Source organism: Microbacterium sp. LWO13-1.2, from assembly GCF_038397725.1.
Taxonomy (GTDB): Bacteria; Actinomycetota; Actinomycetes; order Actinomycetales; family Microbacteriaceae; genus Microbacterium.
The window spans coordinates 1,660,721-1,686,967 of sequence record NZ_CP151634.1 but is presented as its reverse complement, the minus strand read 5'-3'; the positions used below and the strand labels follow the sequence as shown (position 1 = coordinate 1,686,967).

General features: G+C 68.4%; 23 protein-coding genes. 6 read left to right on the top strand and 17 right to left on the bottom strand.

Annotated elements, in window-relative coordinates; translation table 11 throughout:
- Positions 1-27 precede the first annotated feature (27 nt).
- The 9 genes from MRBLWO13_RS07875 to MRBLWO13_RS07835 form a co-directional block, all read right to left on the bottom strand.
- Positions 28-1,692 (bottom strand): FAD-dependent monooxygenase, encoded by a 1,665-nt coding sequence (locus MRBLWO13_RS07875; RefSeq protein WP_341977687.1) that lies wholly within the window; start codon positions 1,690-1,692, stop codon positions 28-30.
- A gap of 9 nt (positions 1,693-1,701) precedes the next feature.
- On the bottom strand, positions 1,702-2,346 hold the full coding sequence (locus MRBLWO13_RS07870; protein WP_341977685.1) for a 4-carboxy-4-hydroxy-2-oxoadipate aldolase/oxaloacetate decarboxylase: 645 nt from the start codon (positions 2,344-2,346) through the stop codon (positions 1,702-1,704).
- Positions 2,343-2,996 (bottom strand): RraA family protein, encoded by a 654-nt coding sequence (locus MRBLWO13_RS07865; RefSeq protein ID WP_341977683.1) that lies wholly within the window; start codon positions 2,994-2,996, stop codon positions 2,343-2,345. The genes MRBLWO13_RS07870 and MRBLWO13_RS07865 overlap by 4 nt, the downstream gene beginning before the upstream one ends.
- A complete protein-coding gene (locus tag MRBLWO13_RS07860) occupies positions 2,993-3,679 on the bottom strand; it encodes a 4-carboxy-4-hydroxy-2-oxoadipate aldolase/oxaloacetate decarboxylase (RefSeq protein ID WP_341977681.1) in 687 nt (228 codons plus the stop codon). Before MRBLWO13_RS07860 ends, MRBLWO13_RS07865 begins: the two co-directional genes overlap by 4 nt.
- A gap of 1 nt (position 3,680) precedes the next feature.
- Positions 3,681-4,697: a hypothetical protein gene (locus MRBLWO13_RS07855; protein ID WP_341977679.1), complete on the bottom strand. Its 1,017-nt coding sequence runs from the start codon at positions 4,695-4,697 to the stop codon at positions 3,681-3,683.
- A 55-nt stretch (positions 4,698-4,752) separates the two neighbouring features.
- Complete coding sequence (locus MRBLWO13_RS07850) at positions 4,753-5,754, bottom strand: amidohydrolase family protein (RefSeq protein WP_341977677.1); 1,002 nt, start codon at positions 5,752-5,754, stop codon at positions 4,753-4,755.
- 154 nt (positions 5,755-5,908) lie between these two features.
- Positions 5,909-7,789, bottom strand: a complete 1,881-nt coding sequence (locus MRBLWO13_RS07845) for an FAD-dependent monooxygenase (protein ID WP_341977675.1) — start codon at positions 7,787-7,789, stop codon at positions 5,909-5,911.
- A gap of 190 nt (positions 7,790-7,979) precedes the next feature.
- Positions 7,980-9,428: an aldehyde dehydrogenase family protein gene (locus MRBLWO13_RS07840; protein ID WP_341977672.1), complete on the bottom strand. Its 1,449-nt coding sequence runs from the start codon at positions 9,426-9,428 to the stop codon at positions 7,980-7,982.
- Positions 9,429-9,642: 214 nt separating this feature from the next.
- The gene (locus MRBLWO13_RS07835) at positions 9,643-12,171 is read right to left on the bottom strand and encodes an ATP-dependent Clp protease ATP-binding subunit (protein WP_341977671.1); all 2,529 of its coding nucleotides are present in this window, start codon (positions 12,169-12,171) and stop codon (positions 9,643-9,645) included.
- A gap of 195 nt (positions 12,172-12,366) precedes the next feature.
- Between MRBLWO13_RS07835 and MRBLWO13_RS07830 the strand changes: the two genes are divergently transcribed.
- Together MRBLWO13_RS07830 and MRBLWO13_RS07825 are read left to right on the top strand one after the other, a co-directional pair.
- Positions 12,367-12,975, top strand: a complete 609-nt coding sequence (locus MRBLWO13_RS07830; RefSeq protein WP_341977669.1) for a hypothetical protein — start codon at positions 12,367-12,369, stop codon at positions 12,973-12,975.
- Positions 12,972-13,205 carry a helix-turn-helix transcriptional regulator gene (locus MRBLWO13_RS07825; protein WP_341977667.1) on the top strand — a complete coding sequence of 78 codons (234 nt, stop codon included), beginning with the start codon at positions 12,972-12,974 and terminating at the stop codon, positions 13,203-13,205. The genes MRBLWO13_RS07830 and MRBLWO13_RS07825 overlap by 4 nt, the downstream gene beginning before the upstream one ends.
- Before the next feature lie 12 nt (positions 13,206-13,217).
- On the opposite strand, the gene MRBLWO13_RS07820 is transcribed toward MRBLWO13_RS07825, so the two are convergent.
- Entirely contained in the window at positions 13,218-13,799 is a 582-nt protein-coding gene (locus MRBLWO13_RS07820) for a hypothetical protein (RefSeq protein ID WP_341977665.1), read from the bottom strand.
- A 90-nt stretch (positions 13,800-13,889) separates the two neighbouring features.
- Positions 13,890-14,222 (bottom strand): YbjQ family protein, encoded by a 333-nt coding sequence (locus MRBLWO13_RS07815; RefSeq protein ID WP_341977663.1) that lies wholly within the window; start codon positions 14,220-14,222, stop codon positions 13,890-13,892.
- A 101-nt stretch (positions 14,223-14,323) separates the two neighbouring features.
- On the opposite strand from MRBLWO13_RS07815, the gene MRBLWO13_RS07810 reads away from it, so the two are divergent.
- Positions 14,324-14,665: a hypothetical protein gene (locus MRBLWO13_RS07810; protein ID WP_341977661.1), complete on the top strand. Its 342-nt coding sequence runs from the start codon at positions 14,324-14,326 to the stop codon at positions 14,663-14,665.
- Between the two features lie 138 nt (positions 14,666-14,803).
- Positions 14,804-16,246 carry a dicarboxylate/amino acid:cation symporter gene (locus tag MRBLWO13_RS07805; RefSeq protein ID WP_341977659.1) on the top strand — a complete coding sequence of 481 codons (1,443 nt, stop codon included), beginning with the start codon at positions 14,804-14,806 and terminating at the stop codon, positions 16,244-16,246.
- A 316-nt stretch (positions 16,247-16,562) separates the two neighbouring features.
- Here the strand turns inward: MRBLWO13_RS07805 and MRBLWO13_RS07800 are convergent, their stop codons facing one another.
- Both MRBLWO13_RS07800 and MRBLWO13_RS07795 read right to left on the bottom strand, forming a co-directional pair.
- Positions 16,563-18,290 (bottom strand): sodium:proton antiporter, encoded by a 1,728-nt coding sequence (locus MRBLWO13_RS07800; RefSeq protein WP_341977657.1) that lies wholly within the window; start codon positions 18,288-18,290, stop codon positions 16,563-16,565.
- A 39-nt stretch (positions 18,291-18,329) separates the two neighbouring features.
- Positions 18,330-18,953, bottom strand: coding sequence for a phosphoribosyltransferase family protein (locus MRBLWO13_RS07795; RefSeq protein ID WP_341977655.1), 624 nt, complete (start codon positions 18,951-18,953; stop codon positions 18,330-18,332).
- A 126-nt stretch (positions 18,954-19,079) separates the two neighbouring features.
- On the opposite strand from MRBLWO13_RS07795, the gene MRBLWO13_RS07790 reads away from it, so the two are divergent.
- Complete coding sequence (locus MRBLWO13_RS07790) at positions 19,080-20,120, top strand: LLM class flavin-dependent oxidoreductase (RefSeq protein ID WP_341977653.1); 1,041 nt, start codon at positions 19,080-19,082, stop codon at positions 20,118-20,120.
- Positions 20,121-20,136: 16 nt separating this feature from the next.
- On the opposite strand, the gene pheA is transcribed toward MRBLWO13_RS07790, so the two are convergent.
- Positions 20,137-21,087: a prephenate dehydratase gene (gene pheA / locus MRBLWO13_RS07785; RefSeq protein WP_341977651.1), complete on the bottom strand. Its 951-nt coding sequence runs from the start codon at positions 21,085-21,087 to the stop codon at positions 20,137-20,139.
- 77 nt (positions 21,088-21,164) lie between these two features.
- Here pheA and pgm point away from each other — a divergent pair, with 77 nt between their 5' ends.
- The gene (pgm, locus tag MRBLWO13_RS07780) at positions 21,165-22,808 is read left to right on the top strand and encodes a phosphoglucomutase (alpha-D-glucose-1,6-bisphosphate-dependent) (protein ID WP_341977649.1); all 1,644 of its coding nucleotides are present in this window, start codon (positions 21,165-21,167) and stop codon (positions 22,806-22,808) included.
- 104 nt (positions 22,809-22,912) lie between these two features.
- Here pgm and MRBLWO13_RS07775 read toward each other — a convergent pair whose 3' ends face one another.
- The 3 genes from MRBLWO13_RS07775 to MRBLWO13_RS07765 all read right to left on the bottom strand — a co-directional run bounded on the left by MRBLWO13_RS07775 (position 22,913) and on the right by MRBLWO13_RS07765 (position 26,243).
- Positions 22,913-24,016 carry a glycerate kinase gene (locus MRBLWO13_RS07775; RefSeq protein ID WP_341977647.1) on the bottom strand — a complete coding sequence of 368 codons (1,104 nt, stop codon included), beginning with the start codon at positions 24,014-24,016 and terminating at the stop codon, positions 22,913-22,915.
- Complete coding sequence (locus tag MRBLWO13_RS07770) at positions 24,013-25,110, bottom strand: LacI family DNA-binding transcriptional regulator (RefSeq protein ID WP_341977645.1); 1,098 nt, start codon at positions 25,108-25,110, stop codon at positions 24,013-24,015. The genes MRBLWO13_RS07775 and MRBLWO13_RS07770 overlap by 4 nt, the downstream gene beginning before the upstream one ends.
- 104 nt (positions 25,111-25,214) lie before the next feature.
- On the bottom strand, positions 25,215-26,243 hold the full coding sequence (locus MRBLWO13_RS07765; protein WP_341978323.1) for a hydroxyacid dehydrogenase: 1,029 nt from the start codon (positions 26,241-26,243) through the stop codon (positions 25,215-25,217).
- Between the last annotated feature and the right edge of the window lie 4 nt (positions 26,244-26,247).

Genomic DNA, 26,247 nt, shown 5'->3' with positions numbered 1-26,247 from the left:
TTCGTATCGAATCCGACGTGTACGGATTCAGACCGCGGCCGCGACGAGGGCACCGCGGAGCAGCTCCCACAGATGAGCCGCCGTCTCGGCGTCCGCGGTATCCCCCCGCCAGACCACGTGCTGGTCCTGACGGACGAGTGTGAGCGCACACCGGTACTCCACGGGGAGGAACTCGGCATCTGCCTCGACGAGGGCGAACGGGATGCCACGGCTCTCAGCGGCGGCGGACAGCGCCGCGCCATCGCCTCCGTCGCGCACCACGAGCGTGTATCCGGCCGAGAGCCGGTCGTAGAAGGACGAGCCGTCCGGCAGCGTGAAGTGCGGGGCACGGCATCCGGGAACCGTCGAGGGCGTGTACTCCCCCATCGAATAGCCGGGAGCCTGCTCGTCGTCGTACGCGATGATCGGCGAGGCACCGTAGACATAGCCGTAGTTGAGTCCGGCCGCGGCGAACTGCGGCTCGTTGAGCGCGTGCACGGCGGCTCCGAACTCGGCACGAGCCGCGTCGCCCGCATCCGAGTCATCTTCGAGCGCGTCGGGCAGGCCGGGCCTGGCGAGCTTCCGCTGGTGATTCATCGCGAAGTGCGACACCTGTTCGGTGATCGGTCGACGCTCCGCCTCGTACGCGTCGAGGATGCCTTCCGCCGCCCACCCGTTCAGATGAGCGCCGAGCGACCAGGTGAGATTGAGAACATCGGCGATCCCCGCGTTCATGCCGAAACCGGCGAACGGCACCCACAGGTGCGTCGCGTCTCCGGCGATGAAGACGCGCCCGTCGCGGAAGCGGTCGGCGAGCAGCCGCCTGGCCACCCAGTCCTCCCGAGACACGACCTCGTAGGGGAAGTCCTCGTCGACACCGAGGATCGCCTGGATGGCGGCGTCCCGGTCCACGGCGCCTTCGTGCGCCGCTTCCTCCGGGGAGAGGTAGGTGTGCACGAGGAAGGTCTCTCGACCGTCGATCGCGTAGACGTGACCGAGTCGGCGCGCGTTGAACGTGTAGTAGCCCCAGGCTCGCGGCTCCGCGGCAGTCATCTGCTCGTACAGGTCGACAGAACGGATGCACGTCGACTGCACGTGCTGCAGCACGGCATCACCGCTGAGTGTGGCGCCGATCTGCTTGCGGACGTTCGATCGCCCGCCGTCCGCACCGATGAGATAGCGGCCGCGCAGGACACGCTCGTTCGATCCGTCGAGGTCGGAGATCACGACGGAGACCGACTCCTCGCCCTGCGACAGGGAATGGAACAGCGTCCGATTGAGCAGCGTGATGTTCGGTGACGCTGCGGCGTTCGTGGCGAGGATCGGCTCGAGGAAGGTCTGGTTGATCCGGTGCGGGGGTTCCGGAGTATTCCAGGAGGTGTCAGGTCCGGTGCGCGAGGTGTAGCGCTCGCCGCTCGCCGGAATCGGGATGCGCGCGAACTCACGTCCGGTCAGCGAGGTGCGAAACGCCACGTCCTGCGGGTAGTCCGTCGGTAGACCGGCAGCACGCACCTCGTCGGCGAAGCCGAGTCGGCGAAAGCTCTCCATCGTGCGTGAGGCGACATGGTTGCACTTCACGTTCGGCGGCTCGAGGTACTCCCGCTGCTCGACGACGACGGTGGAGATTCCGCGGGAGGCGAGATCGAGCGCGGCGACGAGCCCGACGGGGCCCGCGCCGATGATGAGGACGTCCGCGTCCAGGACCTGGGTCATGTCTCCCTCTCAGGGGGTCGTGTCGCTGCTCGGCGAGCCGAGGCGACGGAGGTCGTAGACGTCGAGGGTCGTTTCGCCGGCGCGGAGCCTCGCCATGTACGCATCCTCTTTGTCCGCGCGTTCGCGAGATGCGGCGAGGACGTCGTCGTAGCGTTCGGCGGGGAGGACGGCGATGCCGTCACGGTCTGCCACGATCACGTCGCCACGTCGGATGACACGTCCGCGAAGCGTGACCGTCTGACCGACCGTGCCTGGCCACTGCTTGATCGTGCCGCGGATCGAGATCGACGTGCTGAAGGCGGGGAAGCCCAGGGCGGCCAGCTGCGCCGTATCGCGCACGCCGCCGTCGATGACGAGCCCACGGATTCCGCGGGCCTGGGCGGCGACGGTCATGACCTCACCCCAGTACCCGTAGGCGGCGCCGCCTCCGTCGACGACGAGCACGTCGCCCGCGGTCGCCGTTTCGATCCCGTGATGCAGAGCGAGGTTGTCGCCGATCTGCGCCGACACCGGGAATGCCCGTCCGACGAGCTGAGCGCCCTCCCAGGCCGGGTGGAATGCGGGGTCGAGAAAGCAGTCGCTGCGCGACGCCTCGTACAGCGTGGCACTGCCCAAGCGCAGCAGTTCGTCTGCATCGCGATCGAGGTCGCTCACGCGTCGGCCCTCTGCAGATCGTGGTAGCCGAAGCGGGCACGCGCTTCGGCGATCGTCGCCCCGCCCAGAGCCGCGGCGAGGATCGATTCCTCACGGACATGGATCATCTCCGCGGTCTCGAGCACCTGCTCCTCGATGTCTTGCGGGATGGCGACCACACCGTCCGAGTCGCCGAGCAGGATGTCGCCCGCGCGCACGGTGACACCGCCGATCGTGACCGGCCCCTGTTCTTCGGCGACCTCGACGCGGTCCTTGCCCGTGCGCATGAAGCGGCCTCGGCTGAAGATCGGATACCCGATCGACAGCGCGCGGTGCGTGTCACGGCAGACGCCTTCGATCACGGTCCCGGCGATGCCGCGGTGGTGAGCGACCGCCGTGAGGATGTCGCCCCACACCGTGCAGTCGACCCTGCCGTCGTTGTCGAGCACGACGACCTGGCCAGGCTCGACCTGGTCGATGAAGTCGCCGACGGTTCCCGCTGGCACCTGCGCGCTGACGTAACGGACGGTGAACGCCCGGCCGACCATGTGCTGGCCGTCGGCGAGCGGGGCGATGCCGAGGAGGCTGCCGGGTCGGCTGTGCTTGTCGAGCGCGTCGGAGACGGTCGCGGTGCCGAGGGCGGCGAAACGCTCGGTGAGAGTGTCGGTCATTTCTCCTCCGCGGAGTCTGGATCTGCGGTGACGGTGGGGAATCGGGAGTCGTGCATGACCTCGCTGACATCTTGGCCGGCGCGCACGGCCTCGGCCATCCGGGCCTCCCGGTCGGCGATGCGTTGCGCGAGGGCGACTACACGAGCAGCGTCGGATGCGGCTACGAAGACGACTCCGTTGACGTCGGCGACGACATAGTCGTACGACGCGACGGAGACTCCGGAGACCTGGATGCGCTCGTCCATGGCCTGTTGCACGATGCGCCCGCGTGCGCTGACGGGAACGGCAGCGCGCGCGAAGACGGGGAGGCCAAGCGCCTCGCTCTCCTGCACGTCGCGGCACGCGCCGTCGACGATCACCCCGGCCACACCCCGCTGGATCGCGGCCTCGGCCAGCAGACCGCCCCAGCAGGAGACGTCGGTGTGGCCGTGGTTGTCGATCACGACGACGTCATCCCGCTCGGCGATCGCCACGAGCGGCGTGGCGATGTGGGTCACGGGACCGGATGACGCCTTGGGGGCGGCGGTCACGGTGCGCACCCGCCCCGCGACCGTGCGACCAGCCGGCCACATCGCGCTCAGCTCGATCACCGCTCCGGGCAGACCCAGCGTGTCAAGAGCATCCGAGATTGCGCAGCTGTCCAACGCCCGGAGTGCCGCGATGATCGCTGTGGGATCGGTCATCTCAGGCGCGCTCCCAGGTGACGAAGCCCATCGCGTTGCCGGTACCCGCCTCGGTGCGGTAGCAGGGCTCGTAGTCGACGTTGGTGACGGTGAGACCGACCTCGTCGGCGATGCCGGCGACCGCGATCCAGTTGCGGAGCTCTGATGCTCCCGATTGCATCTCGGCTGCCGGAACAGAGGAGAGATATTCGGCGTCGTGGTCCTTCATCGCCTGGAGGAACTCGCTGTCGAGCTTCTCGTCGATCACGAAGTGGCTGAGCCCTCCGGAGGCGACGATGCCGACGCGCAGGTTGCCGGGGAACGACGTGATCGCCCTCGCCACCGCGCGGCCGAACTCGTAGCAGCGCTTCGCGCTCGGCGGATTGGGCTCCCAGAACGTGTTGATGAAGATCGGCACCATCGGCACCGTCGACTGCTCACCCATGAAGCGCTGGTAGATGAAGCCGAAGCCGTGCGGGATCGAATGGTTGTCGTAGCGCCCTGCGGGCACGATCTCGGTCGCGCCGGTATCGAAGTCCTCGGCCTGCGTCGACTGGATGATGTGCTTGCCGAGAGCGCGGTGCGTCGGACGGATGATCGTGTGATCCGGAACGTCTCCCTTCGCCGCCTCGGCGAGCCCCGGCGCCATCTCGTCGAGCTGCGCCTGCGTGAACGGCACGTGCGCGACCTCGTCGCCCCAGAACACCGAGAACGGAGCGAGCCACTCGTCGCCATAGGTCTCCTTGTGGTCGCTGGAGACGATGACGAGCACGTCGACGTTCTGCTCGGCGATGAAACGGGAGAGGTCATCCATCGACGACTGGCAGCTGTCCCAGCGGCGCTGCATCACGTCGTGTGAGATCTCTTCCGAGAAGTCCTCGCGCAGCGCGCTGAGCTGGTCGAACGTGTAGTTGCCTCCGCGGAACTTGAGGCCTTTGCTGCGGCGGTCGGCGACGCCTCGCGTCTCCCACGCCGCAGGGGGCGCGGCCTTCAGCTGCGGTCCGTGCGAGGTGCCGAATCCGGCGACGATCTCGGTCATGGTGGATCCCTTCTCGGTGTTCGGTGTGCGATGTTCGTTGTGCCGTGTGCCGCGCTCAGAGCCGGAACAGGCTGCGGGCGTTGTTCTCGAGCACGTCGGCGCGACGATCGGCGTCGAGCCACTCGATGTCGTCGATGAGCAGGTGGATGTCGTCGAACCAACGGCCCGTGTCCGGATCGATCTGCGAGCCGGTGCCCGGCTTCTCCGATCCGAACAGCACCCGGTCGGTGCCGACGGTCTTCATCAGCAGCTCGAGGCTGTCCTGCGTGTAGAGGCACGAGTCGAAGTAGAACTTGCGGAGCTTGTCGAGGTACGAGACCCCGGTGCGCACGACCGACGGGAGGAAGCGCCCCATCTGGTACGGAATCGCGCCGCCGCCGTGGGCCACGATGACCTTCAGATCAGGGAAGTCGGCGAACACGTTGGACTGGATCATGCTCCAGATCGCGACGGTCTCCTCCTGGATGAAGTGCAGGCTGTACGGCTCACGCGACGGGTACTTGCAGCCGGCCGAATGCAGCAGCATGGGCACATCGAGTGCGCAGAGCTCTTCGTAGAGCGGGTACCAGTACCGTTCGCCCATCGCCGGCGGCACCTCGGTGCCCTCGTAGGGGTCGGAGTTCACCATCGCTCCGACGAATCCGAGTTCGGTGATCGCCCGACGCAGCTCGGGGAGCCACTGCTCGACGCTCAAGTACGGGCTCTGCGGGATCCCGGCCATGCCCCGGAAGCGTCCGGGGAACAGCTCGGTGGTGCGCTGGATGAGGTTGTTCGTCTCCGCGGTGAACCACTCGACGATCTTGGTCGGGCGCTCGGAGTGCATCGCGTGGAACGGACGCGGGGAGAGCAGCTGCAACCCGATCCCGGCGTCATCGATGTGCGTCATGTGCGACACATGCCCGAAGCTCGGATGCGGGGCGTGATACGACGCGATGAGATCGTCGTCGGTGATCACGGGCGGCTTGCCGCCGTGCGACCCACGAGCCGCCAGCAGCGACGCCTTCCACGCGTAGTAGGAATCCGGGGCCGACATGTGGCCGTGGACATCGATGATCACGGTGACTCCTTAGATCTGTGCGGGTCCGGGAAGGACAGGAAGCGGCGTCTACTCGACGCTACGAGAGCGGCATCCGTCGAGAATCGGTGCACTGCGGGAAACTCCCCTGTCGTGATCCGACACGGTGTCCGAAGCAGCGGGATGCTGGCATGCGTCAGCGCACCAGGACGTTCGCCGCGGCCCTGATCCGACGCAGGTACGGCTCGGCCGGGTCATCCGCCGGGGCATCACCACCGCGGAGGATGATGTCGAGAGCGCTCACCAGCTCTGCGGCGGGGTCCGCGGGCAGACTCGCCGCCCGCCAGGCGACCTTGCGGTCAGGTCGTATGAGTAGGGCACCGTCTCCGTCGATCTGACGTGCCGCGGTCCATGCCGCATCGTCATCGGCGATCGCGACGACGGTGACCGGCATGCTTCCGGATGCCGCTGCAGCAGCTTCGCGCCACCGCGGCGCCGCCGACTCCGAGGTGAGCAGCGTCAGCCCGACGGAATCGATGAGGTCGTGGGACGACACGCGACCACCGTCCGCGCCGGTGACACCGCTGAGCCAGACATGCGGAAGGTGATGACCGGGCCGGGATGTCGCATGGAACGTCACGGGGTCGGAGGGATCGCCGGGCACAGGGGTGCCGTCGGGCACGATCGCCCCTGCCGAGTAGTGGTACCCGGCCTCGACGCCGAGCTGGCTGTAGTCGTGCGCGTTGTGCGCGACCTCCGCCGCCACTCGCTCCCGCATCGCCTCACCCTCGGGGGTGTCGCTGACGAAGGTCTCCAGGCCGCGGAAGCCTTCGGCCTCATCGTCACTGAAACCGAGAGCGTCGGCGATCGGAGGGTGCCGGTTGGCGTTCTCGAGCGAGTGCGCGGTGTACCAGGCGACCGTCGGGCGGCGCTCGGCCTGGTAGCTGTCCAGCAGCGCATCCGGTGCCTGCCCGTCGAGCACGGCCGCGATCTTCCAGCACAGGTTCTGGGCATCCTGGATTCCGCTGTTCAGCCCCAGCCCCCCGGTCGGCGGATGCTTGTGCGCGGCATCGCCGGCGAGGAACACCCGACGATCGCGGAAGTGCTTCGCCACGAGGCCGTGATAGCTCCACCGTGTCATCGAGTGCATCGTGATCTCGTGATCGTCGGCCAGCCCCAGCATCCGTCGGATCGAGGCGAAGAGCGCTGCCTCGTCGTTCGGGTCGCCCTCGACCATCCAGGCGGCGACCGAGACCAGCCACTCCTCGGAGTCGCGATTGTAATGGGTGGGTCCGAGCGCCTGGATCGTGCCCCTCCGCCGCGCACCGCCAGCCGGATGCAGGAAGTGGCCGAGCAGCGCATCCGGCTCCGACCACGCAGAGAGGTCCATGCTCACGTGATAGTTGACGACCTCGCGCATGTCGCGCGGGCCCTCCAGCTCGATCCCGAGAAGGTCGGCACTGTCGCGACCACCGTCGGCAGCGATCACGTACTGGGCTTGCACGGTGCGCAGCTCGCCGGTCTCGAGATCCTTGATCGACACGACCGTCGTCTCGGCGTTCTGGTCGATGCCGACGACCTCCTGCTTGCTCCTGATCCGCCCGGGAGCAGCGGCGAGCGCGTGCCGATGGATCAGCGGGTCGAGGCGCAACTGGGGCATGTTGGCGAAGGCACGCGGGCTGGAGGAGCGGTAGCGTTCTGCATCCGGCCCACCGCCCCAGGCGGGCACATCGCCGATCTTCATCCCGTCGAAACGGCCGGGGCCGGTCGCCGTCGTGTACCAGGCGGCCTTGCGCCAGCGATCATGAGCCGGGGTCGCCGCGTAGATGTCGTCGGCGACATCCATGTCGTGGAATGCCTCCATGGTGCGGGGATTGAGCAGATGCGCCCGCGGAAAGCGGAAAACGAAGTCGCGGCGTTCGACGAGAAGGACGTCGATGCCCCGCTGCGCAAGCAGAATCGCGCACGACAGGCCGACCGGACCCCCGCCCATGATCAGGACCTCGGTGGAGTCTGGCCACACGTCGTCGCCGAGCGGCGACAGCGGGGCACGGGGACTCTTCACGGATACGGACACAGGGCTCCTCCTCGGCTACGGAGATCCCAGGCTAGGTTTCGGCCGATCGACGTCGATACGTGACCGCGGAGCGAAAGTCACGCCGTGGTTCCGACACGATGTCGAATCGCCGGCCAGCGTGCGGACACGACGAAAAAGGACGAGCCGACCCCCTCGGCGCAGCTCGCCCTCTCCGTCCGCAGACCGGGTCTCAGTCTGAGATCGTCGGGACCGTCACCCACTGCCAGTAGGTGAACTCGTCCAGGTTCCAGTGACCGCCGTGGCGTCCGCCGTTGCCGGAAGCACCGATCCCGCCCATCGGGATGTGCGCGGCGTCGTAGATGGTCTGACCGTTCAGGGCGACCATTCCCGCGCGCAGTCGCGACGCGAAGCCGAGACCGCGGGCGATGTCACGCGTGTGGATCGCCGCAGACAGGCCGTAGTCGCTCGCGTTCGCCAACTCCAGCGCTTCCTCCGCAGTGGAGAACCGCGTCACCGGGGCCACCGGGCCGAAGATCTCACTCTGGAATGCGGCGTTCGTCGCACCGACGCCGTCGAGCACGGTCGGCGTGAAGAAGACGCCGTCATGCGTGCCGCCGTGCGCCACCCGGGCTCCATCGGCGACCGCAGCATCGACGATGCTCTGCACCCGTTCGGCCTGCACGGTTGTGATCAGCGGGCCCAGCGTCGTTCCTTCGGCGAGGGGATCGCCCAGCCGCATCGCCGCAGCCGCGGCACTCAGCCGTTCCACGTACTCGTCGGCGATGCTCTCGTGCACCAGGTGCCGACCGGTCGCCATGCAGATCTGGCCCTGATGGCGGAACGATCCGCCGACGCCGCAGGCGACAGCCAGGTCGAGGTCGGCATCAGCCATGACGATGAAGGCGTTGTTGCCGCCGAGCTCGAGGATCACCCGCTTGAGCAGGCCTCCGGCCACCTCGCCGACGCGTCGACCGGCCGCCGATGAGCCCGTGAACGAGATGACGTTCGTATGCGGAGAGCGCACGACGGCTTCTCCGGTCTCCGGCCCACCGGGGAGGATGTGCAGCACGCCGTCGGGAAGTCCGGCGCGCGAGAAGATCTCGGCCATGACGGCGCCGCCGGAGAAGGCGGTCTTCACATCCGGCTTCACGATCACAGCGTTGCCCAGCGCGATCGCCGGTGCGACAGAGCGGATCGCGAGCATCAGCGGTGCGTTCCACGGCGCGATCACCCCGACCACGCCGACCGGGATGCGCCTCGCGATGCCGAGTGTCGTCGGGTCGTCGACGGGGAGCACATCCCCCTGCGACATGGTCACCAGGCTCGCCGCCTCGACGAGCTCATCGATCGCCTTGCTCACCTCATGCGCCGCTTTGGTCGGCAGCGATCCGCTCTCACGGATCAGCAGGTGCTCGACATCGTCGCGGATCTCGCGCAGCACCTCGGCGGCGCGGGTCAAGACGCCGGCCCTGGTTCGATATGACGCGCGCGCCCATTGCTTCTGCGCTGCGACGGCCAAGACCCCCGCCTGCTCCACATCCTGGTCGTCCGCGATCCCGACCGTACCGACACGTCCCCCATCACCGGGAGAGGTCACCGCGAGAACTCCTCCGCCACCGGCACGCCATCCGCCGGAGTAGATGAGTCCGTCGGCGGTACTCGGATCCCAATGCGTCATCGCGTTCTCCCGCTCGATCTGAAGTCTCTGGCGATGCTAGCCGCTGCCCGGAGGCGCTGCCTTCGACCACCGGACGAATCCTTCGCCCGCCGCCGCGACACCGTGTCGGCAGTGCCAGCGGATTCCGCAACCCCGCTCATTCCGAACGGCGAACGGACGCGGGAACGACGAAGGGGCGGATGCTGCTCGCATCCGCCCCTTCGTTCGTGAGGTGCTACTCCCCGCTGGCGACCGCCAGGTCGGGGGTGCCCGCGATCGCGCCGCCGGTGTTCACGCCGACCGCGACCCGCTCGCCGCGCGGACCGTGCTCGAAGAGGAACTCACCGTCCTTCGCATCCACCTTGACGTGGTCGCCCGCGTTGAGCTCGCCGTGCAGGATCTTCTCCGACAGGCGGTCTTCGACCTCGTGCTGCATCGCGCGACGCAGCGGACGGGCACCGAGGGCCGGGTCGAACCCGATCTCGATGAGACGTTCCTTCGCGGACTGCGACAGCTCGATGGTCATATCGCGATCGAGCAGACGCTCGCCGAGGCGCTTGGTGAACAGATCGACGATCTGCACCAGCTCGGGCTTCGACAGCTGCGGGAACACGATGATGTCATCGACACGGTTCAGGAACTCGGGCTTGAAGTTGCGCTTGAGCTCCTCGTTGACCTTGCCCTTCATCCGCTCGTAGGTCGTCGAGCTGCTGCCCTCGAGCTGGAAGCCGACAGGTCCACCGGCGATGTCACGCGCACCGAGGTTGGTGGTCATGATGATCACGGTGTTCTTGAAGTCGATCACTCGACCCTGACCGTCGGTGAGGCGACCCTCTTCGAGGATCTGCAGCAGCGAGTTGAAGATGTCCGGGTGCGCCTTCTCGATCTCGTCGAAGAGCACGACACTGAACGGCTTGCGGCGCACCTTCTCGGTGAGCTGGCCGCCCTCTTCGAATCCGACGAATCCGGGAGGGGCACCGAACAGACGCGAGACGGTGTGCTTCTCGCCGAACTCGCTCATGTCGAGCGAGATGAGAGCTGCCTCGTCGTCGAAGAGGAACTCGGCGAGCGCCTTGGCCAGCTCGGTCTTTCCGACGCCGGTGGGACCGGCGAAGATGAACGAACCGGACGGACGCTTCGGGTCCTTGAGGCCGGCGCGCTGACGACGGATGGTCTTGGAGAGAGCGGCGATCGCCTCTTCCTGGCCGATGACCCGCTGGTGCAGGGCCTTCTCCATGAAGACGAGTCGGCTGGACTCCTCTTCCGTCAGCTTGAACACGGGGATGCCGGTGGCCTGTGCGAGCACCTCGGCGATCAGGCCCTCATCGACGACCGCTGCAGTCGCGATGTCGCCGGAACGCCACTGCTTCTCGAGGCGCAGACGCTCGGCGAGGAGGCTCTTCTCCTCGTCGCGGAGGGAGGCGGCCTTCTCGAAGTCCTGCTCCTCGGAGGCGATCTCCTTCTGCTCACGCACGGCGGCGATCTTCTCGTCGAACTCGCGCAGCTCGGGCGGGCTGGACAGGATCGACAGACGCAGGCGGGCGCCGGCCTCGTCGATCAGGTCGATGGCCTTGTCCGGGAGGAAGCGGTCGCTGACGTAGCGGTCGGCGAGGTTGGATGCCGCGACGATGGCGCCGTCGGTGATCTGCACCTTGTGGTGCGCTTCGTAGCGATCGCGCAGGCCCTTGAGGATGTTGATCGTGTGCGCGAGGCTCGGCTCGGCGACCTGGATCGACTGGAAGCGGCGCTCGAGCGCAGCATCCTTCTCGAAGTGCTTGCGGTACTCGTCGAGGGTGGTCGCACCGATCGTCTGCAGTTCACCGCGGGCGAGGAGAGGCTTCAGGATGCTGGCCGCATCGATCGCGCCCTCGGCGGCACCCGCACCCACGAGGGTGTGGATCTCGTCGATGAAGACGATGATGTCGCCGCGGGTGCGGATCTCCTTGGTGACCTTCTTCAGGCGCTCCTCGAAGTCACCGCGGTAGCGGGAACCGGCGATGAGCGAGCCGAGGTCGAGCGAGTAGACCTGCTTGTCCTTCAGCGTCTCGGGCACATCGCCCTTGACGATCGCCTGAGCGAGGCCCTCGACGACGGCGGTCTTGCCGACGCCGGGCTCGCCGATCAGGACGGGGTTGTTCTTGGAGCGGCGGGAGAGGATCTGCATGACCCGCTCGATCTCCTTCTCGCGCCCGATCACCGGGTCGAGCTTGTTGTCGCGCGCGGCCTGGGTGAGGTTGCGGCCGAACTGGTCGAGCACCGCGGATCCGCCCTGGGGGCCCTGCTGCTGGTCGCCGGTGGTGGCTCCGACGCTGGCCGGCTCGCGGCCGGGAGCGCCGGAGAGCAGCTGGATGACCTGCTGGCGCACCTTGTTCAGGTCGGCGCCGAGCTTGACGAGCACCTGAGCGGCGACGCCCTCACCCTCGCGGATGAGGCCGAGGAGGATGTGCTCGGTGCCGATGTAGTTGTGGCCGAGCTGGAGGGCCTCGCGGAGGCTCAGCTCGAGCACCTTCTTGGCGCGCGGGGTGAAGGGGATGTGACCGGTGGGCTGCTGCTGGCCCTGACCGATGATGTCCTGCACCTGCTCGCGCACGGCGTCGAGGGAGATGCCGAGGCTTTCGAGCGCCTTGGCTGCGACACCCTCACCCTCGTGGATGAGGCCGAGCAGGATGTGCTCGGTGCCGATGTAGTTGTGGTTGAGCATCTTCGCCTCTTCTTGGGCGAGGACGACCACTCGACGGGCTCGGTCCGTGAATCTCTCGAACATGCTGTGACTCCTTATTCGCACGGGGCGAAGACGCGTGTAGCGCTTGTACATCGAGAGTAACCAGCGGCGGATGCCGGTATGCCCGTGTTCGCCGTCGGCATAGCGCTCGGCGTTCGTCAGGCGGGGTTGACACCCATATCGATTGTCGTTACGTTAACGGGAATCGATAACAACGATATTCGATAAGGAGTTGAGATGAAGAACCAGCAGCGCGTACTGAGCACCGGCGACACCGTCGCGCTCGCCCTGTTCACCATCCTGGGCATCGGGATCGCCGTGACGTCGGTCTGCATGGCGATCGTTCGCATCGCCGAACTCTCGTCCGGCGGATCCGTCCAGGTGCTCGCCGAGTTCATCGACGTCCCCGCAGAGGCGACGGCCGACGGCGAGACGCTGCCCGTCCTGCTCGACCGTGCGGTCGTCACTGTGACCGACCTCATGCCAACGGGCGTCGTTTTCGGCGTCCTCGGTCAGATCGCCTTCGCGCTCACCATCGTCGGCGTGGTGGTGTGCCTGATCGCACTCAGCCGTAATCTCCTCCGCGGCGTCGTGTTCAGCCGCGTCAACACCGGTCTCGTAATGGGTGGCGGAATCCTCGGCCTGGTCGGATCAGCCGCGTCTCGCTTCTGCGACAACGTGCTGGCCAATGCCGCCATCTCTCAGGTCACAGACGGCGCGTTCGACACCGCCGTCATGTCCGTGCAGCCGTTCCCCTTTCTCCTTGCCGCCTTCGCCCTCGCGATCATCGGCACGGTCTTCGTCGTCGGCGACCGGCTGCGGCGCGAGACCGAGGGACTGGTATGAATCCCGCGCCTCAGGACGAGGAGGACACCGGCATCCACTGCCGACTCGATGAGCTGCTCGCCGAACGGGGGATGACGCTGACCGAGCTGAGCGCTCGAGTCGGGGTGAGCATCGTGAACCTGTCGGTGCTGAAGAACGACAGGGCTCGCGCGATCAGGTATTCGACGCTGCGCGCGATCTGCGATGCGCTCGGATGCGAGGTCGGCGAGCTGCTGGTGCTGGCTCGCTGATCGGCGCCGCGGCTACTGCACGTAAGGGGCGGTGAGCACGGCATCCGCGTACCCAGGCGCGGAGAACCGAATGGTGATGACGCCGTCCCAGAAAGAGGTGCCGCCACTCGGCGTCTCGGCCCCGTACATGATCGGGTTCAGCGTGGAGCCGTCGTAGCTCGATACCACCGGCAGCTGCGTCTCACCGGTGCCCAGCGAAGCCTGGAACACGAAGGTGGGGTGGAGCTGGTCGTCGGCCGCACCCTGCACCGTCGCCCACCCGACGATCCCTGCGTCACCGCCGGCGATATTGCCCTTGTAGAGATAGAGCCCCTGAGCGCCGGAGTTCGACCCCGTGCCCTGCCACGTGACCGTCGCGGACACGATCGTCGCAGCGGCGGGCGCCTGCGGGAAGGACAGCTGCCCGCTGAGCCGGAACTCGGAGCTGAACTCCGGCCCGGTGAAGACGAGCTCCACGCCGGCCGCGTCGATGGCTCCGACAGTGCTCGCGGCGCTGAGCGGAACCGCGAGGGCGGTGGCGATCACCGGGGCCGACCATGCGGCCACGGCGAGAACCGTGCGGCGGGTGGGCTGGGCAGCGTGGTTATCGGTCACCGGGATCCTTCGGTCGGAGCGCATGAGGCACCGCGAGATCCGGTGTGCGATCATCCTATCCACGGGTCGACGGGCCGCCGGCCCGGGAACTCATGCGGGCGTGGCCGCCGCACCCACCGGCTCGACGACGACCGCGGTCCCGTATGCGCAGACTTCGCTGAAGTTGCCGATCGAGCCGGTGTCGAATCGCATCGCGATGATCGCGTTCGCGCCGCGCTGCTGCGCCTCGCCCCACATCCGCGCCATCACTTCCTGACGGCTCTCGTACATCACCTTCGTGTACTCGGGGATCTCGCCGCCGCCGAGAGAGCGGAACGCTCCGGTGAAGCTCTGGCCGAAATCGGTGGACCGCACCGTCAGACCCATCACCTCGCCGAGCACCTGGGTGATCCGATAGCCGGGGATGTCATTCGTCGTCACCATGAACATGAGGCCATCGTGACAGACGGACGCCGCGAATACATGGGCAATTCTCCCCACTCGGCCACCCCTATCAATTCACTGTGAGCCGATACCCTGAACTCATGAACATCGACCGGAAACTGCGCACCCGCCTTCTTCTCGCCCTGCCCATCGCGGCCGTGGCGTTCTCCCTCGCCGCCTGCGCCGGCCCCGCACGCCCCTCGGTCGACAAGGTCGCCGAAGGCATTCACCAGGTCTTCGTCGAGCAGGGCCAGGAAGACGTGGTCACCAAGGACGTCGCCACATGCCTGGCCGAGGTCCTCGTCGACTCGAAGCTCAGCGACGAGACCCTCAACTACATCGCCAACGGCGAGGACAAGCAGAAGGACATCGCTGACCGCGACCTCACCACCAAGCTCATCTCCGAGAACATCCAGGAGTGCGCCGAGAAGTCCGGTAAGTAATCTCCGGCAGCAATCACCGAAGGATGACGGATGCGCACAGCATCCGTCATCCTTCGTCATTTCGACCCTCGGAATGAATGGGTGCTCCTAGCGTTGTCTCCCATGGCGCGCAACCGGCGCGCAACGACTTGGAGTCTCATGAGCACCACCGCCCGCGCCCAGAAAGCGCCAGATACCCGCGGACCCGTCCGGAAGCTGCTGACCTCGTTCGGCTTCCAGATCCTGGCCGCCCTCGTTCTCGGCATCGCCGCCGGCCTGCTGGCCCGCCAGCTCGGCGCCACCGCTGAGGCTCCGAACGGACTCTCCGCCACGCTCGACACGATCGGCGGCTCCTACGTCACGCTGCTCCGCGCCGCCGTGGTCCCGCTGATCTTCACCGCCATCGTCGCCAGCATCTCGAACCTGCGTCGGGTGCAGAACGCCGCCCGCCTCGCCGGGCAGACGCTGCTGTGGTTCGCGATCACCGCGTTCATCGCCGTCACCATCGGCATCGTGCTCGGTCTGGTCATCCAGCCCGGATCCCGTGCGGGTGCAGGCCTCGAGCCCGGCGACCCGTACACGGTCGGCACCTGGTGGAACTTCCTGCTCGGGCTCATCCCGCAGAACTTCCTCGGCCTCAGCGTGAACAGCTCCTTCAACCCCGAGGCGGGCGCCGTCACGTCCAGCGTCGGCTTCAACATCCTGCAGGTCATCGTCGTCGCGACCGTGGTCGGCATCGCCGCACTCAAGGCCGGCAAGAAGGCCGAGCCGTTCCTCGTCTTCACCGAGTCGCTGCTGAAGGTCATCCAGCGCGTGCTGTGGTGGATCATCCGCATCGCCCCGCTCGGCACCTTCGGCCTCATCGGCGCGGCCGTTGTCGAGTACGGCTGGGACAAGCTCACCTCGCTCGCCTGGTTCGCCGCCGCGATCTACATCGGCCTCGCGCTGGTGCTCTTCGTGGTCTACCCGGCCATCGTGAAGGCGCACGGCCTCTCGATCAAGCAGTACTTCTCGGGTGTCTGGCCCGCCGTGCAGCTGGCGTTCGTCAGCCGCTCCTCGATCGGCACGCTGCCCCTCACCGAGCGCGTCACCGAACGCAACCTCGGCGTGCCCCGCTCTTACGCATCGTTCGCCGTGCCGTTCGGCGCGACGACGAAGATGGACGGATGCGCCGCGATCTACCCGGCCATCGCCGCGATCTTCGTCGCGCAGTTCTTCGGCATCGAGCTGAACATCGTGCAGTACCTGCTGATCGTCCTCGTCTCGGTCGTCGGCTCGGCGGCAACAGCCGGCACCACCGGCGCGACCGTGATGCTGACGCTCACGCTGTCGACACTCGGCCTGCCGCTCGAGGGCGTCGGTCTGCTGCTCGCGATCGACCCGATCCTCGACATGGGCCGCACCGCGGTCAACGTCGCCGGCCAGGCGCTCGTCCCGACCATCGTCGCCAAGCGCGAGGGCATCCTCGACGAGGAACTCTACAACGCTCCGCGCGAGGGCCTTCCGTTCGCGGACGACTCCGGCGACTCGGACGACTCCGACGGCGTGCCGGAGACGGATGCCGTCAGTGACAAGGATCCGGAGCCGGTCGGGGCCCGCTGACCCGCCGCGTCACCCCTCGAGAGCGCCTCGTCCCCTGCGGGACGGGGCGCTTTCGGCATCCGGGTGACGGAGGCTCCGACGGCCTGCCGTTCACAATTCAGGAAGAACGCGGCCCGCCGGCATCCGACTCCCTGGAATCACGCGGGCGCCGCCAACCGGGCGCCGCATATCTCCTGAGTTATGAACGGAGGTTCCGCCGATACCGGCTCCACAACTCCGGAGATTCAACTCCGGCCGGCATCCGATCTCCCGAGATCACGCGGGCACCGTACGTCCGGCCCCGCGAATCTCCGGAGTTATGGAGGCGGATGCGCCCCTACGCCCGCCCGGGCAACCGCAGCGCACCCCGAGTGTCGAGCGCGAGCTCCTCGGCATCCATCGCCGCGATCAGCTCGCGCATCACCTCCTCGTTCAGCTTCCCGGCGTCGCGCTCCTGCCGCAGCACCTCGCGCCGCACCTGCAGCCACCCTCGCGACAGCTCCTCGAGCTCGGCGTAGGTCGGATGCGCAGGACCCGAACCGTCTGTGCTCGCCTGTGCGCGATCAGCATCCGTCTCCATCTTCAGCAGGCGCGTCTCGAAGGCGTCGAACTTTGCCGTGCTGCCTTTGCCGTGCTCCGCGATCCACTCGGAACGGCGCTGTTCGAGATACTCCTTACCCGCCTCCTTGCTGCGCGCACGGACTGCGGCGAGCTGGCGTCGGTCCTCCTCGTGCTCCGAATCGGCCACCACCCCGAGAACACGGATGAGCCACGGCAGCGTCAAGCCCTGCAACAGCAGAGTGCCGAGGGTGACGACATACGCGACGACGACGATCGCATGACCTGCGCCTCTGTCCAGGTCAGCCAGATCCGCGGCGGCGAGAGCCGTCGCGAGAGTGACGACCCCGCGCATCCCGGCCCACGAGATGACGGCGTTGTCCTTCCAGGTCAGGGCGGGCGCGATCATCCGCCCGCGCAGCTGCTCCACGGACATCTGCGGCTTTCGCGGATGCTTCCCGCGCGCCAACCGCGCCTGGACTCGCCCCGACTGCACCCGTCGGTCGAAGCGACGCAGCCGCACCTGCTGTTGGAAGCGACCCCACGCATTCGCGGGATACACGAACGCGGGGCGCACCAGCAGGACGGCGAGCAGCACGGCCCCGGACAGCAGCATCACATGAACGACGGATTCGTCACCGAGGTCGCTGATCACTCGAGGGAACTGCAAGCCGATGTAGGCGAATACGAAGCTCTCCAGCAGGAAGTCGGCGGAGAGCCACAGCGGCGCCTCTTGCTGCCTCGTCGTGTAGCTGGTGCTCGGCGAGTTGAAGCCGACGAACAGGCCCATCGCGACGACTGCGAGCACACCTGATCCCCCGACGTGCTCGGCGATCGCATAGGCGCCGAACGGCACGAGCAGGCCGAAGGTGCCGATGACGACGGGATCCGCGATCCGCAGGCGCAGCTGGTGGATGACGATGCCGAAGACCAGGCCGATACCCACGCCGAACACGACGGCGAGCGCGAATTGGCCGATGCCTCCCCAGACGCTGACCGTGGCGCCGAGCACGATCGACGCGAACACCCGGTACAGCGTCAGCGAGGTCGCGTCGTTGATGAGGCTCTCTCCCGACAACACGGTCATCACGCGTCGGGGCAGCCCGAGCTTGCGGCCGATCGCGGCGGCGGAGACGGCATCGGGCGGCGCGACGATCGCTCCGAGGAGCAGCGCGCCGGGCAGGGTCAGCGAGGGGAGGATCCACCAGGCGATGAGCCCGACCACCAGCGTCGTCACCAGCACCAGCCCGATGCCCAGACGACGGATCTGGGGCAGACTGCGCGCGAAGCTGATGAAGGAGACGTCGAGAGCGGCCGAGTACAGCAGCGGCGGCAGCACGAGGGTCAGCAGCAGATGACCGTCGATCTCGAGGTTCGGCACGAACGGCACGAACGACACGGCGAGCGCGACGACCGTGACCAGCAGCGGCGCCGGCCACCCGCGCCAGCGCGCGATGGCGGCGACGATGAGTGCGCCTGTGAGAACGAAGAAGATCCCGGCATCCATGGTCGAAGCGTAGCGGGATGGCCCTTTGCGCCCGATGCGTCACTCCGCGCGGAGCAGCCGGACGACCTCGGTGTCCTCGACCTGGCGGAAGTCCACGTAGTGCATGCCCACCGCCATGAACCCAGCGGGGGCGTACAGGCACACGATCTCGTCCGCCGCATCCGCGAGTTCGGCGAGCGAGTCGGGAGCAGCGACCGGCACCGCGAGCACGATGACGGCGGCGCCCCTCGCCCGCGCGATCGCGCAGGCCGCCCTGGCGGTCGCCCCGGTCGCGACACCGTCGTCGACGATGATCGCGGTGCGTCCGCGCAGATCGACGGCCGGCCGCCTGTCGCGGAACCGGGCGACGCGCTGCCCGATCTCCATCGTCTCCCTGGTCTCGATCTGCTCGAGATCGCGAGGCGCGACGCCGGCGGCCACCCGTTGATCGAGCACTCTCGCCCCGTCCTCGCCCACAGCCCCCATCGCGAACTCCTCATGACCGGGGAAGCCGAGCTTGCGGACGACGAGAACATCCAGCGGCGCATCGAGCACCCGTGCGATCTCCACCGCGACCGGGACACCACCGCGCGGCAATCCCAGCACGACAGGGTCGGTGAGCGGATGCTCCGCCAACCGCTCAGCGAGCATCCGCCCCGCCTGCGTTCGATCTGCGAACCACACCGTCGCCGCCTCCGTCCTCCCCTCCGGATTACCCCTGCGAGGCGGGCGGGTCAAGCCCTTGGCGCGCGCGCATCCGCCTGCCGCCGCGAGGGAATGCCCCGCCGCCCCGCGAGGTTAGGGAGGAGGATGACTGCCACCGCCCTCTCCGTCCTAGACCTCGTTCCGGTACGCACCGGACAGACCAGTGCAGAGGCGGTGGCCGCATCACTGGCCCTCGCCGAACACGCGGATCAGCTCGGCTACCGCCGGTACTGGTTCGCCGAGCACCACAACATGCCGGCGGTCGCGTCGACGTCTCCGCCGGTGCTGATCGCCGCGGCATCCGGTCGCACCCGCCGCATCCGACTCGGCTCGGGCGGCGTCATGCTCCCCAACCATGCCCCGCTCATCGTCGCCGAGCAGTTCGCCGCCCTCGAGGCGATCGCCCCGGGGCGGATCGACCTCGGCATCGGCCGCGCGCCGGGCAGCGACCCCGTGATCACCCAGTTGCTGCGCACGGCCGGCACCACCAGCGACGTCGAACAGTTCCCGCGCCACGTGCAGGACATCTCGCTGCTGCTCTCCGACGATGGCGCCACCGTGCGTTTCACCTCCGGCGGCGAATACACGGTGCACGCGACACCCGCAGCCACCGGCGTGCCAGAGGTGTGGCTGCTCGGATCCAGCGACTACTCGGCACAGCTCGCCGCCGCGCAGGGACTGCCGTACGTGTTCGCGAACCACTTCTCCGGAGAGGGGCTCGAACGTGCGCTCGACCTGTACCGCTCCGGGTTCCGGCCTTCCGAGGCGCTCGCGGAGCCTCGCACGTTCCTCACTGTCAACGCCGTCGCCGCTCCCACCTCGGAGGAGGCGGAGGCCCGCGCCCTCCCGCAGTTGCGGATGATGGCCCGGCTGCGTCTGAACAAGCCGCTCACGGCGCTCGACACGGTCGAGCAGGCGCTGGCGGCGGAGACGGATGCCGCGACCGACCAGGTCGTGCAGGCCGCGCGGTCTCGCTGGTTCGTCGGCACCGGAGAGACGGTCGCCGCCGAGGTCCGTTCCTTCGCCGAGCGATTCGGCGTCGACGAGGTCATGCTTTCGCCCGTGGCCGGAGCCTTCGATGCGGAACCTCTCGCCGAGCCGTTCGGCCGCGCCCAGACGCTGGAGCTCATCGCCGCCGCGATCTGAGGCGCGTGGCGGGCGCCTACTCCTCGGGCTCGCCGCTCAGGATGCCGCGCAGCCAATCCCGCGCCTCGACGAACACGTCGTCGGCGTAGCGCTCCGGGTATTGAACGATCTGCCGGTCGGCACGCGGGTACGAGCCGAGGAACACCACACGGGGGCTGAACCGGCGGATGCCGAGCACGGCGTCCGCCATGCGCTCGTGTTCGATGTGGCCGTCGGCGTCGATGACGAAGCGGTAGCGTCCGAGCTCGTCGCCGATCGGCCGCGACTCGATGAGCGAGAGGTTGATGCCCCGCGTCGAGAACTGCTCGAGCATCTCAAGCAGCGAACCGGGATGGTCGTGCGGCAGCTCGACGATCATGGATGTCTTGTCGGCCCCGGTCGGCGCGGGCGGCCGCGCGGTGCGGGTGACGAGCACGAAACGGGTGACGGCCTGGGCATTGTCGCCGATCTCGGTCGCCAGCACGTCGACGTCGTAGTGCCGCACGATCCCCGGAGGGGCGATGGCGGCCTGCACCGGCAGGGTGCCGTCGAGCATGCCGATGGCGGAGGCGACGTTGCTCGCAGCGGGGACGTGCGAGTGCGCGGGAAGATGCTCGCCGAGCCATCCGTGGCACTGCGCGTAGGCGACGGGATGCGCCGCGATGACCTGCACGTCGTCGAGCGTCGTTCCTCGGGGCGCCACGAGGACGAAGTTCACCTTCACCAGATACTCGCCGATGATGCGGAGCCCCGGGAGCGTCGCGAGTGCATCCTGCGTGGTCGACACCCCGCCCTCGACGGAGTTCTCGATCGCGATCATCGCCGCATGACTGCGACCTTCCAGCACATCGGCGAACGCCTCACCGGCGTTGTGCACGGCGCGCCAGTCCTGGCCGCGGGCTTCGGCGACCTGCTCGAGCGCCGCCTCGGTGAATGTTCCGGCAGGGCCGAGGTAGCTGTAGGTACGGCGTTCAGTCACGCGTTTCACCTTAGCCCTCGGCGCCCTGTGCGTAATCCGCCCGGATCGCGGATGCGGTCCCGCCGCACAGAGGGCAGACTGAGTGCATGACGAGCCGTGCCGGCCTCCCCGCGGAGGAAACTGACCTCATCGATGTCGACGAACTGATCGCCGCCTATTACGACCGCATCCCGAAGCCCGACGTCGCCGCTGAGCGCGTGGCATTCGGCACCAGCGGTCATCGCGGGTCTTCGCTGTCGGGCAGCTTCAACGAGAACCACATCCTCGCGACGACGCAGGCCATCGTCGACTACCGCGACAGTCAGGGCATCCGTGGTCCGCTGTTCCTCGGCCGCGACACCCACGCGCTGTCTCTCCCGGCGGAGCGCAGTGCGATCGAGGTGCTGGTCGCGAACGGCATCGACGTCCGCGTCGATTCCCGCGACTCGTATGTGCCGACCCCGGCGCTCAGTCACGCGATCCTCACCTTCAACCGCGATCTGGCGGCGGATGCTGCGGGCCGAGCCGATGGCATCGTCGTCACGCCGAGCCACAACCCGCCCCGCGACGGCGGCTTCAAGTACAACCCCCCGCACGGCGGCCCCGCCGATACCGATGCCACCAGCTGGATCGCCGACCGCGCGAACGAGCTGATCGCCACCGGCCTCGAGGGTGTCAAGCGGGAGCGCTTCGCCGACGTCGACTGGGACGCGCTCCCCGCCTATGACTTCCGCGACGCCTACGTGCGCGATCTCGCCTCGATCATCGACGTCGACGCGATCCGCAAGGCGGGCGTCCGCATCGGGGCTGATCCGCTGGGCGGAGCATCCGTCGAATACTGGGCGCTCATCGCCGAGGTCTACGAACTCGACCTCACCGTGGTGAACCCCGAAGTCGACCCGACGTGGCGTTTCATGACGCTGGACTGGGACGAGAAGATCCGGATGGATCCGTCGTCGCCCTCGGCGATGGCCTCGCTCGTCGCCAAGAAGGGCGACTACGACGTGCTGACCGGCAACGACGCCGACGCCGATCGGCACGGCATCGTCACCCCGGATGCCGGGCTGATGAACCCGAACCACTACCTCGCGGTCGCCATCGACTACCTGTTCTCGCACCGTGCGGAGTGGCCGCGGGATGCCGCGATCGGCAAGACCCTGGTCTCGTCGATGATCATCGACCGCGTCGCCGAGTCGCTCGGCCGGCGTCTGCTCGAGGTTCCGGTCGGATTCAAGTGGTTCGTGCCCGGGCTGCTCGACGGCTCTGTCGCCTTCGGCGGCGAGGAGTCGGCCGGAGCATCGTTCCTGCGCAAAGACGGCTCGGTCTGGTCGACCGACAAGGACGGCATCCTGCTCTGCCTTCTGGCCGCTGAGATCATCGCGGTCACCGGGAAGACTCCGTCGGAGCGCTATGCCGAGCTGGAGCAGGCGTTCGGAGCATCCGCCTACCAGCGAGTTGACGCGGCCGCGACCCCGGAGCAGAAGGCGACCCTCGGCAAGCTCGCACCGGAGAGCATCTCCGCGACGACCCTCGCCGGCGAGCCGATCACGGCGAAGCTCTCGCACGCCCCCGGCAACGGCGCGGCGATCGGCGGCCTGAAGGTGCAGACGGAACACGCATGGTTCGCCGCCCGTCCGTCCGGCACCGAAGACGTCTACAAGCTCTATGCCGAGAGCCTGCTCGGCCCGGAGCACCTCGCCGAGGTGCAGGAAGAGGCCCGCGCCGTCGTGTCGGCCGCTCTGGGCGGCTGACACCGTCCCCCGACGCCGCCTGACCGCAGTTCAGGGAGAGGTTTCACCGGTTCCCACGGCCTGGAACCGGTCGAAACCATCCCCGAACGCGTGTGACGCTCAGCTCAGGATGCTGCGGCCCGGGCGAGTGCAGCGCCGGCCTCGCGCAGCCAGCGTGCGGGCTCCGCGAGGGCGGCCGCCGGCGACCCGGCGAGGTCGGTGAGCGAAACGGATGCCGCGAACAGCGTCGTATCGGCATCCGCGGTGATCCGACCGGCGGCGAGCATCGCGCGCACTCCGGCGTCCTCGGCAAGGCCCGCGACGAACGAGGGAACCTTGCCGTCTCCGGACTGTCCGTCGAAGGACCCTTCGCCGGTGATCACGATGTCCGCGCCGGCCAGAGCCTCCGCGACGCCGATCAACTGTGCGACCTCGGCAGAGCCCGGCGCGAGAGTCGCGCCCCAGGCCACGAGCGCCGCTCCGGTACCGCCGGCCGCTCCCGAACCGGGGAACGACGCGTCGATGTCGAGCAGCCTGGCGAGCTGCTCCAGACCGGCGTCGACGACGGCGATGTCGCCTTCGACGAGTCCCTTCTGCGGTCCGAACACCGCTGCCGCGCCGCGTGGGCCGGTCAGCGGATTGGTGACGTCGGTGAGCACCCGCACCTCCGGCGCCGGCCGGAGCCCGCTGAGGTCGACGTCGGCGATGTCTGCGAGTCCTCGCGCTCCCGACACGACCGGCGCGCCGGCGGCATCGAGGAATCGGGCGCCGAGCGCGGTGAGCAGACCGGTGCCGCCATCCGTCGACGCACTCGACCCGATGCCGACCACGAGGCGCGAGACGCCGTGGTCGAGGGCCGCGACGACGGCCTGCCCGAAGCCGGTCGTATCGGCATCCCACGGTCGCAGCTCGTCCAGCAGTTCGATGCCCGAGGTGGAGGCCAGGTCGATGACGGCGGTTCCGTCGGGGGCATCTGCAGAGGCGGGCAGCAGCAGCCACGCGGTCTCGACCGGTGTGCCAGCGGGGCCGTCCACGACGAGAGGCATGCGCTGCGCGCCTGCGACGGCCGCTGCGAACGCGGCGACCGTGCCTTCGCCGCCGTCGGCCATCGGGCGGAAGACGAACGATGCGGCGGCATCGACGGACGCCCAGCCCTCAGCAAGCGCAGACGCCGCATCCGCCGCGGTGATCGTGCCCTTGAAGCTGTCCGGTGCCAGTACGACCTTCATCCGAGCTCCTTCTCCGCAGCGCCGCCGGTCGCGAGCGCGGGCGTGCTCGCGCGCACGATGACGTCGAGCGGGAGCGGCCCCTGCTTCCAGTCGGGATCGATCGTCGCGCGGAACGCCTGGTAGCCGACGTCGCTCAGCGGGACGTGCACCGTCGTGAGCGGCGGAGTGACGTCAAGACTCGACGGCACGTCGTCGAAACCGCAGACCGCGATGTCCGCGCCGATCTCGCGTCCGGCGTCGCGGATGGCGGTCATCGCCCCGATCGCGACGACGTCGCTGATCGCGAAGACGAGCGTGCCGCGGTCGATGCCGTCTGCCAGCGCCTTCGCCATGGTGTCCGTTCCCGATTCCCGCCGGAAGTCGCCCCGGTAGACCTTCTGCACCGCGCCGCCGCCTGCACCGAAGCCGCGACGGAATCCGTCGAGTCGCGCATCGGAGGTGTCCACCCCCGCCGCGGCGGCCAGGGCCACCGCCGAACGGTATCCGAGATCGGCCATCCGGCGTCCGAGCGCCTCGGCACCGGCGGCGTTGTCGATCTGGACGCTGCGCTCCCCCGCCTCACCTGCGCCGAGAGCGACGACCTGACCACCGAACCGGGCGAACTCCGCCAGCTCCTGTCTGGTCTCCTGCTCCATGGGCTCGTGCGTGCGCGACGCCGCCAGGATGAGCCCCTGCGGTCGCTGACCACGCAACGCCCGCACGATCCGCTTCTCCCTGGCGGGGTCGCGTTCCGTGATCGCGATGGTCACGACGAGGCCGTGCTCGTCGGCACCGCGCGCGACACCCGAGGCGATCAGGCCGAAGTAGGGGTCGGCGATGTCCGCGACGAGCAGCGCGATGACCGGCGAGGTCCCGCGGGCGGTGGCCTGCGCCGACACGTTCGCTGTGTATCCGAGTTCTTCGGCTGCCTGCTCGACCCGTTCCCGGAACGACTCGGCGACTTTCCGCTCCGAGCCGTTCAGGACGCGGGATGCCGTGGCCAGCGACACTCCGGCGACGCGCGCGACGTCTTCCAGCGTGGGAGCGCTGTGTCGGCCCGGCCGTGTCGCGCGAACGCGGAAGGGGCTTTCCGGAGTCGGCTCGGACGTATCCATGAACCGAGCATAGCGGCGTCGCCCACCCGGACCCGGCGCGTCCCTCCATCGTGGCAATCGGTTGCCGGACCAATCGCCGAACCCCGCGCCCTTCCGCCTCCGAATCAGGCCATGCGCTCGAGGGTGCTCCGCGCGATCGCGTGCTGCAGCGGCCGGCCTCCGACCAGGCGTTCGAGCTCCTCGGCGACGAGCTGCCCCATCGCTCCACGATCAGTGCCCATGGAGCCGGCCACGTGCGGCGTCAGCTCGACGTTCTCCAGGTCCCAGAGCGCCGAATCCGGCGCCGGCGGCTCCTGCGCGGTGACGTCCAGCAGCGCGGTCAGGTCGGGCCGACGGCGGAACACGTCGACCAGGTCAGCCTCGGCGATCAGGCCACCCCGCGCGGTGTTGATGAGCGTGGCACCCTCCGGCATCCGCTCCAGGAGGCGGGCGTCGATCATCCCCTCCGTCGCCGGGAGGAGAGGCGCGTGCAGGCTCACGACGTCGGCCCGGTCGAACAGCTCGTCCAGCGACACGAGGGAGACGCCCAGCTCGGCAGCAGCCGCCGCATCCGCGAACGGGTCAGCGGCGAGCAGGATGAGACCCGAGCCGCGCAGCCGCTCCGCCACTCGCCGTCCGATCTCCCCCAGAGCGACCAGGCCGACGACGCTCCCCCTGGTACCGGAGGCGGCCTGGGCTGCAGCGAGAGTGCGCTCGGAACGATACCGGCGGCGGGATGCCGGCACTCCGCGAGCCGCGAGGACGATCTGCGCAGCGGTCATCTCGGCGACCGGCTCGGCGTTGGCGGAGGCCGCGGAGACGATCGAGAGTCCGCGCGCCCAGAAGTCATCCGTGATCAGGTGCTTCACGGATCCCGCACCGTGCAGCACTGCCCGCAACCGCGGTGCTCGAGCGAGCAGTTCGGCATCGATGACGGGCGCACCCCAGCCGGTGAGGAGCACGTCGGTGTCGCGCAGGGCCTCCGGATCGGCCGCGAGCTCCTGCGCCGTGAGGAACGGGCGCTCCAGGTCCGCGATACGGTCGATATCGGCCAGCACGTCGGCGGGATAGACATCCCCCCGACGCCGCTCCTCCATCACCAGACGCACCCGAAACTTGTCATCCCTGTCGACCACTTCGTCTCCCGACTTCATCACG